Origin of the sequence: Loktanella sp. S4079, assembly GCF_000967725.1 — a bacterium.
In the GTDB taxonomy this organism is placed as follows: domain Bacteria; phylum Pseudomonadota; class Alphaproteobacteria; order Rhodobacterales; family Rhodobacteraceae; genus Yoonia.
In genome coordinates this window covers 1-9368 of sequence record NZ_JXYE01000018.1, presented here as the reverse complement: position 1 = coordinate 9368, position 9368 = coordinate 1, and the positions used below count along the sequence as shown (strand labels likewise).

The 9368-nt window shown below is 49.0% G+C and carries 9 protein-coding genes; 4 read left to right on the top strand and 5 right to left on the bottom strand.

The window, feature by feature from the left end:
• Window positions 1-45: 45 nt before the first annotated feature.
• The 3 genes from TW80_RS17130 to TW80_RS17115 all read right to left on the bottom strand — a co-directional run bounded on the left by TW80_RS17130 (window position 46) and on the right by TW80_RS17115 (window position 2779).
• Window positions 46-819: a hypothetical protein gene (locus TW80_RS17130; RefSeq protein WP_045998695.1), complete on the bottom strand. Its 774-nt coding sequence runs from the start codon at window positions 817-819 to the stop codon at window positions 46-48.
• Window positions 820-1244: 425 nt separating this feature from the next.
• Entirely contained in the window at window positions 1245-2024 is a 780-nt protein-coding gene (locus TW80_RS17120; protein ID WP_162197203.1) for a hypothetical protein, read from the bottom strand.
• A 260-nt stretch (window positions 2025-2284) separates the two neighbouring features.
• A complete protein-coding gene (locus TW80_RS17115; protein ID WP_045998692.1) occupies window positions 2285-2779 on the bottom strand; it encodes a hypothetical protein in 495 nt (164 codons plus the stop codon).
• Between the two features lie 178 nt (window positions 2780-2957).
• On the opposite strand from TW80_RS17115, the gene TW80_RS18575 reads away from it, so the two are divergent.
• The 3 genes from TW80_RS18575 to TW80_RS17095 all read left to right on the top strand — a co-directional run bounded on the left by TW80_RS18575 (window position 2958) and on the right by TW80_RS17095 (window position 7023).
• On the top strand, window positions 2958-3248 hold the full coding sequence (locus TW80_RS18575) for a helix-turn-helix domain-containing protein (protein WP_045998691.1): 291 nt from the start codon (window positions 2958-2960) through the stop codon (window positions 3246-3248).
• A gap of 365 nt (window positions 3249-3613) precedes the next feature.
• Entirely contained in the window at window positions 3614-5218 is a 1605-nt protein-coding gene (gene tnpC / locus TW80_RS17105) for an IS66 family transposase (RefSeq protein ID WP_045998690.1), read from the top strand.
• A gap of 800 nt (window positions 5219-6018) precedes the next feature.
• A complete protein-coding gene (locus tag TW80_RS17095) occupies window positions 6019-7023 on the top strand; it encodes an RNA-directed DNA polymerase (protein ID WP_045998688.1) in 1005 nt (334 codons plus the stop codon).
• On the opposite strand, the gene TW80_RS17090 is transcribed toward TW80_RS17095, so the two are convergent.
• On the bottom strand, window positions 7020-7763 hold the full coding sequence (locus TW80_RS17090; RefSeq protein WP_204218528.1) for an SLATT domain-containing protein: 744 nt from the start codon (window positions 7761-7763) through the stop codon (window positions 7020-7022). The two genes, TW80_RS17095 and TW80_RS17090, sit on opposite strands and share 4 nt — an antisense overlap.
• Before the next feature lie 288 nt (window positions 7764-8051).
• Window positions 8052-8435, bottom strand: coding sequence for a carboxymuconolactone decarboxylase family protein (locus TW80_RS17085; protein WP_045998686.1), 384 nt, complete (start codon window positions 8433-8435; stop codon window positions 8052-8054).
• Between the two features lie 237 nt (window positions 8436-8672).
• On the opposite strand from TW80_RS17085, the gene TW80_RS17080 reads away from it, so the two are divergent.
• Window positions 8673-9314, top strand: coding sequence for a hypothetical protein (locus TW80_RS17080; RefSeq protein WP_204218527.1), 642 nt, complete (start codon window positions 8673-8675; stop codon window positions 9312-9314).
• Window positions 9315-9368 lie beyond the last annotated feature (54 nt).

Here is a 9368-nt window from a genome sequence, read left to right as displayed (position 1 = left end):
CCTGGCGATGCAAAGTCAGCAGAGCGGACTTTGCTGCCATTAGATTTATCCGGACAGATGGCCGCTTTTGAGAAGCTTGCGTTTTGGTCGGCTCAGAAAAAGCGCAACTAAGAGACCTAGCAAGGCAAAGAAACTTGCATAGTAGATCGAATATGGTTCCCAAGCCCAACCGACTATTGCAATGAATAGAAGCCCTGCAACTCCTCCCAAGCGCAGCAGGATCAAAAGTACTGTCGAAAGGTTCCACGGCTGCAGGCGGCCCTTGTTGAGATAAAGGCGCCAAGCCAGAGGGGCATAGAGCAACGCAGTCAAAGTCGACCAAATCAAAGAAAGGACTGCCACTAGTGGAAATGACATGACCTTATCACCCTCAAACCGGACAATCTCCAAAAGGGTCGCGGGGCGCTGCGCAAACCCAAAATTTTGTCCCATGTCTTCAGGATACGCGGTACGCAAAGGCTTACCCTGTTCTTCAATTACTGGCCCCAAGGCCCAACTTGAAAGGTCAAGTTGATATACAACCGCTGCGACACTGTCATAAACGCTGCAACGACGACTGCCTTCTTGCTGCTCGCAAAAAATATGTAGGTTCAATGCCAAAGGGGAGATAGCCCGAACTCTAAATTCGCTGTCTACTACGACTGCTCTTACCGGATCACCTGCAATGATGCCGTCACCGTGTAGGAGCTTCAATGACAAGCCTTCACCATCCTGCACCTCAAGTTTTTCCACCTGTGTGTAGTAGGGTGCATGGGCAAGCACCTGACCGGCAATCGTAAGAAGTATTGAAAGCAGAATGAGCCTAAATCTAAGTACCATAGTCTCTCAAAAGGTTTGCGTTCATAGGGTGTGGATGGGTTTCCGATAGTAGTTTGTTAGACTGTCTTGGTGAAGTCAAAGCGGACATCCGTATCAGCCGCAGCATTGGTTAACATGGGCTCTTCTGGGTCCTTCGCTGCGTTGGTCACCGATGACCGGTTCAGGAGTGCCCGCCGTTCGCTGCAACACGCCTGAACTGATACACTGCGGACAAAGGGAGCTTTCGCCCTAGTTGCTCCAATGGCCGCTTTTGGAGTTTTGGCATATCTAAATCCGAGACCTTTACTCTGCCTAAGCGGATAAAAAGCGTTCTCAGAGAGGCAGATGGCGACTTTGGCCGACGCTCTCACCTGATTTTTCATTGGCCGTCTGGCGTTATTGCATGGTCTGTTCGCTGAATAACGCTAAAGAAGCCGTTTTGGGTATCAGTCAATGTACTCACAGCCCAAACGAATTCTGGAACTGTTCCATTCGTAGTTGGTAATACTCTCGTCAAAAACACTACAATTTAGACCAAGACCAGTCGTAGCCTCTGGGTTGGTAATTACTTTTGAAGCCTCGTGTCGCCACAATATTCCGTGACCCTCCTCACGAATAAATCTGCTGGTGTTAATGATACCACAAGCCCCTGATGGAGGTTCTGATACGACCCATTGGTTTTCAGTAGATCGAGTGTAACGTTGCGAATAATCGTTGATAAATGGCTCACACGTTTTCATGTCCTGCTCGTGGCCCAAACGAAAAAACGCTGATAGGTCTTCAAATTCTCGGGTCTCACAGTAACGTTGCCCAGCTTTTGCCCACTCAGCAAAAAACTCAATGTCAAGCCGTGCATGTTGAAAGAATTGGCTCATATCTAACTGATCAGTATTGTATGGCGATGTGTCAGCAGGCATTCCATCAGCCATAAATCGGCCTACTGGTTCAATTACGCTATCGCAAAACTCGCCTAGAGACACATCATCTTCGTCGAACGCCATACGAAACTCTTCAAGCATTTCCGGCCATTCATCTTCTGTGGCTTTAACAGACAATACGATCTGTATGAAATCGCAGTTAATGTCCCCATCGTCCAATTCGTTACACGAGTATTGCAAAATATCACCGCTGGACTGGCCGATGAGGGTTCCGCGCAGCGGCGTATCGGCACCCAAAATCGACGGGGTGCTGATAAGACAAATTAGAAATGGTATTTCTCGAAACAAATGAATCATCCTAGTGAGCAATTTCTTGAGAGATTGAAACGCTCTTTTTCACGGTGCCGCCATATTCTTTGGTTGCTAAATGCTCGCCCAAATCCCATCGTCAAATGGCAGTATCATGAGCCATCCATCTGTAAGAATAGACGTTCGCGCAGAATGCAGCATTGGTCAATAAGGGCTCTTCGCGGCCCTTCTCTGCGTTGAGCGCCAATGGCGGCTTTCAGTGTCAAAGCCAAATCAGCTTGAAACAGCTATGATTTCGATCACCGCCTGATTGCGGCCGTCACTGTCATACGCGTAATACCCAGTATCTTCCCGGTCCTTGTGGCGTTGTTGTTGTTCTGGCGATAGACTTTCTCGATATGTTCATCCGAGTGCTTCTTCGAGGAATTCCTCGGCTGTCTGGCGGGGCCAACCCTATCTGCGATCTCCTTGATACGCTTGCCGCCAATCATATGGATCTTCTTTAGCTCGCGGTGCGACATCCCTGATTTCACGTCATCTTCGATCATTTCATCAAACTTGAAACCGACTGCCATACTTTCCTTGCGTAAGCGTTTGTGACTGTAGTTAAAGAACATTTCACTTACCCGCCTTACAGAGCGCTCCACTTCCAGGTGGTATGCGACAAGCACGCCGACATTGCCGTCGCCTTCGCAAGGGGCATGGAAGTCTATCTTTTGGAAGTATTTTGGCGGATGCCCGAGAAACTCCTCAAGTGCAGCGTACCAGTCGATTTCTTCAAAAATCCCTACCATTGTCGGTTTTGATCTCCATTTTTTGGATTTTTACCAGTTTTGGTAATCTTGTTGAATTTCGAGATCAAAGCCGACAATATACTGTTTTAATTTGGTTTTTTGTTGACCAAGATTCTTTCGATTCGTATCCACTAGGCTAACGGCGGCATGTCCCGCGTAAAATAGCGATCTAAGAACCTTGCTCTACGACTTCGATGATTTCAGTGGCCACTCCACCGCAACCGAGCATCTGGAACGGTTGAGGCTGCAGCGGCACGAATTTATCAAGAGTCATTTGAGGCTCGCTGGCACTTCTTTGGCGGAGCTTAGTCGAGAGCTCGGCTTGAAAAGTGGAACCATGACAACTGTGTCGAAGGGCAAAGGTCAGAGTAAGCGCGTACAAATCCACATAGCCAAAGCCCTGAATATTCCAGCGTCGACGCTCTGGCCTGAGGTCTTTTCCAAAGATACCGAAGGAGATCAAACGTGACCTGACCCTATCACGACATCAGGGCTCTGAAATGAGTGAGGCCCATCACTGGATCTGCAAATCCTAGGGCCTCAAAATCGTGCTGTACGATCTCACTTATCTTCATCCCATCACCACACTCGAAAATCAAGTGAAAACGCGCCCGATGCGTCGGGCGTGCCAGATGGATATGTGCGCTGATTTTGCGTACGATTGGGATGAAACCGCGTTCATGGCTTCAGCTATCGACATTCTTACGGAATTGCGTACGGCGATCCTCACGAGTGAGACCGCAGCTGCGCTTGCGCTATGTGATCAACTCGGTGAATTCCTAACGGCTGATCACATAGCGCAAGCACAGTTCTGGACGTATTCAGCATCTCGAAATGCAGGTGAAACAACTCAAGGCGCAGATCAAAGAACGAGATGAGCGAATTGCCCGGTTGAAACATGATCTTTGGGCAAAGAGCGCTGAGAACTTTGAACCGAAGGATGGCCCGGTCGCCCAAGACGAAACGGGCCCAGACAGCACCGGACAAGGCAACAATGTCCCAGATGCGCAGAAATCGAGCGATGGTTGCGGTTGCGGGAAATCTCCCAAAAACTATGCCGCTGATCCGCAGAAGCCTAAGAAGGCAAGTACCGGCCGCGGTCCAACCGACTGGAATTGCTTTGATCACTTCACGCTGAAATACAACGGGCCATTGACCTGCCCTTGTGGTTGCGGTGGACCGCCTCGTTCCTTCAACCCTGAAAAACGATTACACTGCAGACCAGTCTACTACTGGGTCGACGTAACTTACGTGCCGAAATTTCGCTGTCGGTACGACCACGATGGTGAAGAGCGCATGAAGACCATGCCGTTCGCCGCCACTCTTCTGCCCGGTACAAATATCTCAAGCAGCGTCTTAGCGTATCACGCAACACAGCGTTACGCGTGGGGTCTGCCGTGGTATCGGATCGAGACGATGATGCGTTATGCTGGCTGGATGGTTTATCGATCAACACTGATGAGAAGGGCCAACAAGACGGCAGAAGCAATCATGGGCGTCTACTATGCTCTCATGGAGTCGGTCCTCGGTGATAGCATCCGCGTGTTTGTCGATGAGACGCCGATACCGATATTGAGACCGGGAAAAGGAAAGACCGGGACCGCGTATTTCTTTGCCGTCCATCGTGATGATCAGCCGTTTGGTGGAAGCCTGCCGCCGGCAACGCTGTATACTTCTCGTGGCTCTCGCGCAGGCTATCACGTACATGATCTCTTCGCTGGCAGGTCACTGATCGCACATCACGACGGATACGGTGGATACGGCAAGTTTGGGACGGTCGGATCTGCTGTTGAGAATGTCGTTTCGGTTGGGTGCTGGACCCACAGCAGGCGAAACTTCATAAAATATTATGAAACGACGAAGAGCGATGGTCGTGGGTCAGCATCAGCGGCCGAGATCATCGAGATGATTGATCTGATTTACAAATATGATGGTGAAACCTGGGGTTGGAGCCCCGAAAAACGGCGACGACATCGGCAAGAATACTGCAAGCCGATCATCGACAAACTTCGACGACGGCTGGATGAGATCAAGGCGACCGTTTCCGCCGGTAACAGGCTGACGAAAGCAATCAACTACGTACTGAACCGATGGGATGGCCTCACCCGCTTCCTTGATGACGGACGTATTGAGCTGGACACAAATGCCGTTGAGCGTCAGTTCAAGCCGATCCAAAACTTGAGAAAGAACGTCTATTTCATGGGGAGCGACGAAGGCGGCCAGGCATGGGCGGTATTCTCATCCCTTATCGAAACCTGCAAATTGAATGGAGTTGATCCCTACAAATACCTGGTCTGGATGTTTGATGAGCTTGCGCTTCTCTTTGGTCGCGGTGCGCAGCCTGTCATGGATTATCGCAAGTTCTTACCCTGGAACGCCCCGGAAAAATGTGCTGTGGGATTCAAGGCAGAGGACGAAGGTATGCCCAGGGCTGCCTAGCGAACCGCGAGCATTGGACTGATAGTGTTGAAAAACTCCAGTTTTTGCGAAGATAGGTGAAAAATTGGCGCGTAGAAGATATTCTGCGCGCGCGAACGGTTGTTTTGCAACAGAATGGGCGGAAAGCGGAAGTTCGCTGCAGAGACGAGAAGAAGCGTTGATCGGACTGAGAGCGGACCTTCGCTACTCCGAGTGTGGTTTTGCACCTTCTGCGAAATCCGGGCGCTGCAATATCGAGAGCGCCGAGCGTGGCACATTACCGTGCTGGCGCACAGCCCGTCCCTCGCAAATTACGAAAATTTCTGAAATGGCTATCAAAACTGTCCTGTTTGATGTTTGATTGGAAACGTCTTTTCTACTGTGAAGCTGGATCGCAATTGTCAAATTTTCTCTTGGAACCGCATCTAACTCGCGACGTATGGGCAAAGTTAAGAAATGGGCAGGTTCCGGTTGTAAACCACTCCGATATTGGCAACGTTTCTCGATTTGTTGCCGACTACAACCAGCGGCTAAGAAGCCGGAGCTATATCCCAGAAGTAGTGCACGGATATCTGGGAGTTCAGAAGGGGAATGGCGTCACCCGCTTTCTCCCTATTATATCAAAGGAAGACATGGCTGTGTATTATCACCTTTGCGGGCATATCGGAGCAAGAGTGCTAAAACAAAAGCCCGGTATCTTTGGCGGGTGGCGTTCAATACCTGGAGGTTCTCAATAGAGACCTTCGTCAGTTCATCAACAAGCAGAAGAACGTGCAGCGGTTCTTCAAAACGGATATTTTTCCGATACTTTTTCTAATACGATGTGGTTGGATGAATTTCGGAGTTTTACCCAGCTAATAAGAAAACTAACCAAGACGGCCTCAAGTGGAGCATACGTTGCGACGACTGACGTCGCCAATTTTTACGATTCAATTGAAATCCCAAGGTTAATCGAGAGACTACGACGAGATATGCCTAGTGATTCACATGAAGAAATTGAGCTGTTAGAAGTTTTCCTAGGGTTGTGGGATAGAAGAACAACTGGCTACAGTCGGTCGTCGAAAGGCATACCGCAAGAGATCATATCAGATGGTTCGCGTTTCTTGTCTCACTATTACCTCCAAGACTTTGACGAAGACTTTGGTCAATATTGCAAGGACCTCGGGTTGCTTTATGTGAGATGGGCAGACGACATGCTGATCTTTGGTCCTAACACAAAAGTCCTCGAAGAGGCTATTCATAGAGCATCACGTTTGTTGCTTCCTGAAGGGCTAAACCTCAATGCACATAAGACTAAAATCTATAGGCGAGAAGAGTTAGCTAAGTATCGAGGTGTCGAGGTGCTTTCTGCCATTGGCGCACGCAACCCTGTTGAATTTCGTCGAAAACTGAGGTCTGCGATTTCATGGCAGGCAGCAGGAAATCCGATGCGCCTTGATACGATTTTCCGTGCAACACTTGGCTACACCTTCAAGTTGGGCAAGAATGCCCGGACATATGAAAAGAACTTCATCTTGGAAACTGTAGAAGAAAACCCGGAGATAGTCGCAACCTTAAACGATCTTCAACTTACCCATTTGATTTCAGTTGCCGACGATCCGAAGGAAATGTTCCTAAAGATCAGAAGTGCATGTCTCAGTCGCCCATATGCGGGTGCTAGGGCGAACTTCCTAATGCTCATCAGAAAGCACTCAAAAAAGCTCGATCGGTTGGGTGTATCTGCTAGACTGCAAAGATCGTCCATAGATGCTGTAGAAAACGAAAGCTCAGACAGCATTATTCTCCAAACTTTTTGCGTGCCACCAGCTAGAGCCTCTGTATCTTAGTCGCCTGCGATGTCTACTTGCGTCGGGCTGAGCACGGACGCTTGCTCGGTTTCATCATCAGCTTGGTCTTCTGCAATTTCACGATCTATGTCGTGAAAATACCGATTGATCGTTGGTGTGGAGAGGCAAACGGCAACTATCATCGATACTCCCAATATCGCGTAAAACACTGGCGACAGTGTTGACAAGTGTGATGCCGCAGTACCGTTCCACCAAGTCGCTCCTCTCTCCTCCTTTTCTTCTTTCATCTCTTCTTTGTAGTCATATAGCGTACTCATGTAATCGCATCGGTCATGATTATCATCATATTTTGATATGATCTTCTCGTATTCATCTGAAGCTGCGGTAGTTTCTAATTCACCACCTTTAAATTGGCGGTAGATGTGGCTCACTTCTCGTCCGCATCTATGGGCATCTGCTGCTCTTCTCGATATTTCTCGAACGGGGTCTTGCTGAGATAGTAAAATTGAAACCACCGAAACACCGATGGAAAAGACACCAACGAACTGTGCACCAGAGATCGTCAAGTCACTAGCGAACGCAAGTAAATATATCCCGGAGATAACCGTTAGGAATGAAAGAAAATTGAGAACTAAAGATTGATTCCAGGCTTTCTTTTCGAGCCGCTTTGCGCAGTTGAAACGATTACTCTTTGTAGTTTTCATTCTTAGAAGGAGTTTTCGACCTTCACTAAGCTGGCCTGTGGTTGCACTTGGGTTCGTATTTTCGGTTTGTGTCATATTGATATGCGCCAATTCTGTGCTCCCAGCCTGTTTGACTATTTGTTGGAACAAGCCAGATTTCAATCACTAGTCTAAGATGGGAAATACACTGTGTCACGTGACATAACCATCATCCAAGCGTAGGGCGCGTAAAGTCAGTTCCTAGGATACTGCATTGCAGCGTCAATGGTGACAATCAAGCTCCGCTTAGGGCCGTCCATGATCTGCGAATGGGTGCCTTGGTCGGGAATGCTACGGGCCTCCGATGGCGGCAGAGCCACCAGGCAATCCCAGAAGCTCAAGAACCTACCCAGCGTCTTCGTCTTCAAAAACTTCCAACGCCGCATTGAGCGCATTGATGGCTGAGGGGAAGCCACCATAAAGAGACATTTGCCAGATGACTTCAGCAATCTCTTTTTGGGATAGACCGGCTTTACGACCACCGGCGATATTAACTTTCAGTTGCGGTCTTGTTTGCCCGCCAAGAGCCGTGAGCGCGGCTATTGTAGCGAGATACCGGTCGCGCAGAGGAAGTTCTGGCCGCGAATATTGTCGGCCATAAGCAAAGTCGACCACACCTTCAGCCATTCCCGGCAATAAATGCCCATACCGCGCGTCCAATGCGTCTTCCATACCTGGATTCAACGCCTCGGATAATTCTCTACCGATTTCAGTTGTGGTTTTCTTCATTGTTGGGCCTCAATAGTGCAAAAGAAACAATTGCTTTCCAAGTTAAGAGCATAGGGCCGAGTATAAAGAGCAACGACGGTTCTGTCCCGCAATCTGTGAGTTTGCTTGCCCTCTATCATGCAATCGCAGCGAATGGCCGGTTTGACGGACCGCAACGCGGCAGTGCGTAGGCTGGGTCAATGTCCGGAATGGGCCGAAACACTACAAAATACGAACCGCACAAAGGCAAGATTAACGATGTCAAACAGCGGCGACTGTGCGCTTGTTGATGAGTCTGTAGGTTGTGGACTTGTTTTGAAAGTGCTGTTTCGGGCCTCCGATACAACGCTTACGATAGAGTTCGTGGACGCATTAACCAAAAAGATCCTGTGCCCTGAAATGACCAAAGCGGTGTTGATGGAAGCACTGCGGAGTGAGCTGAGCAAGATGGCCGATGAAGAAGGCCAAGCGGGTTCGCTATCTGATGCGGATATTGATCAACGGATTGCGGCCCTTGAAACGGAAAACCGGCGTTTACGTCGAGCAGCCCGTAACAAACACTGGGGAGACGTACAAACCCTCCTACAAAAGGCAAGTGCGTTGATTTCTGTAGATCTACCTGAGCCAATCCCCAATGATCTTGCTAAACGCGCCAACACGCTAAAACGTCGCCTTAACGATGTAAAAATTGCAATGGATGAAGGCGATGATGTGCGAAGTGCAAGTCGCGACCTCTTGACTGACCACGCCATTGAGGACTTTGATGCATTTGTTAAGGCTCCAGTCCTATTATCAGGCGCAAAAGCCAAGACAGATGCGCTTTACCCGTCCAAAGACATGAAACGAAATACGGCAGGGGTTCACCGTCTTCTTGCAGAATTCTTTGGCGATGTTCCGTAAGCGTTGCACTAATGTACTGTAATCGTTTATTTATTTTGGTTGCGGGAGTAGGAT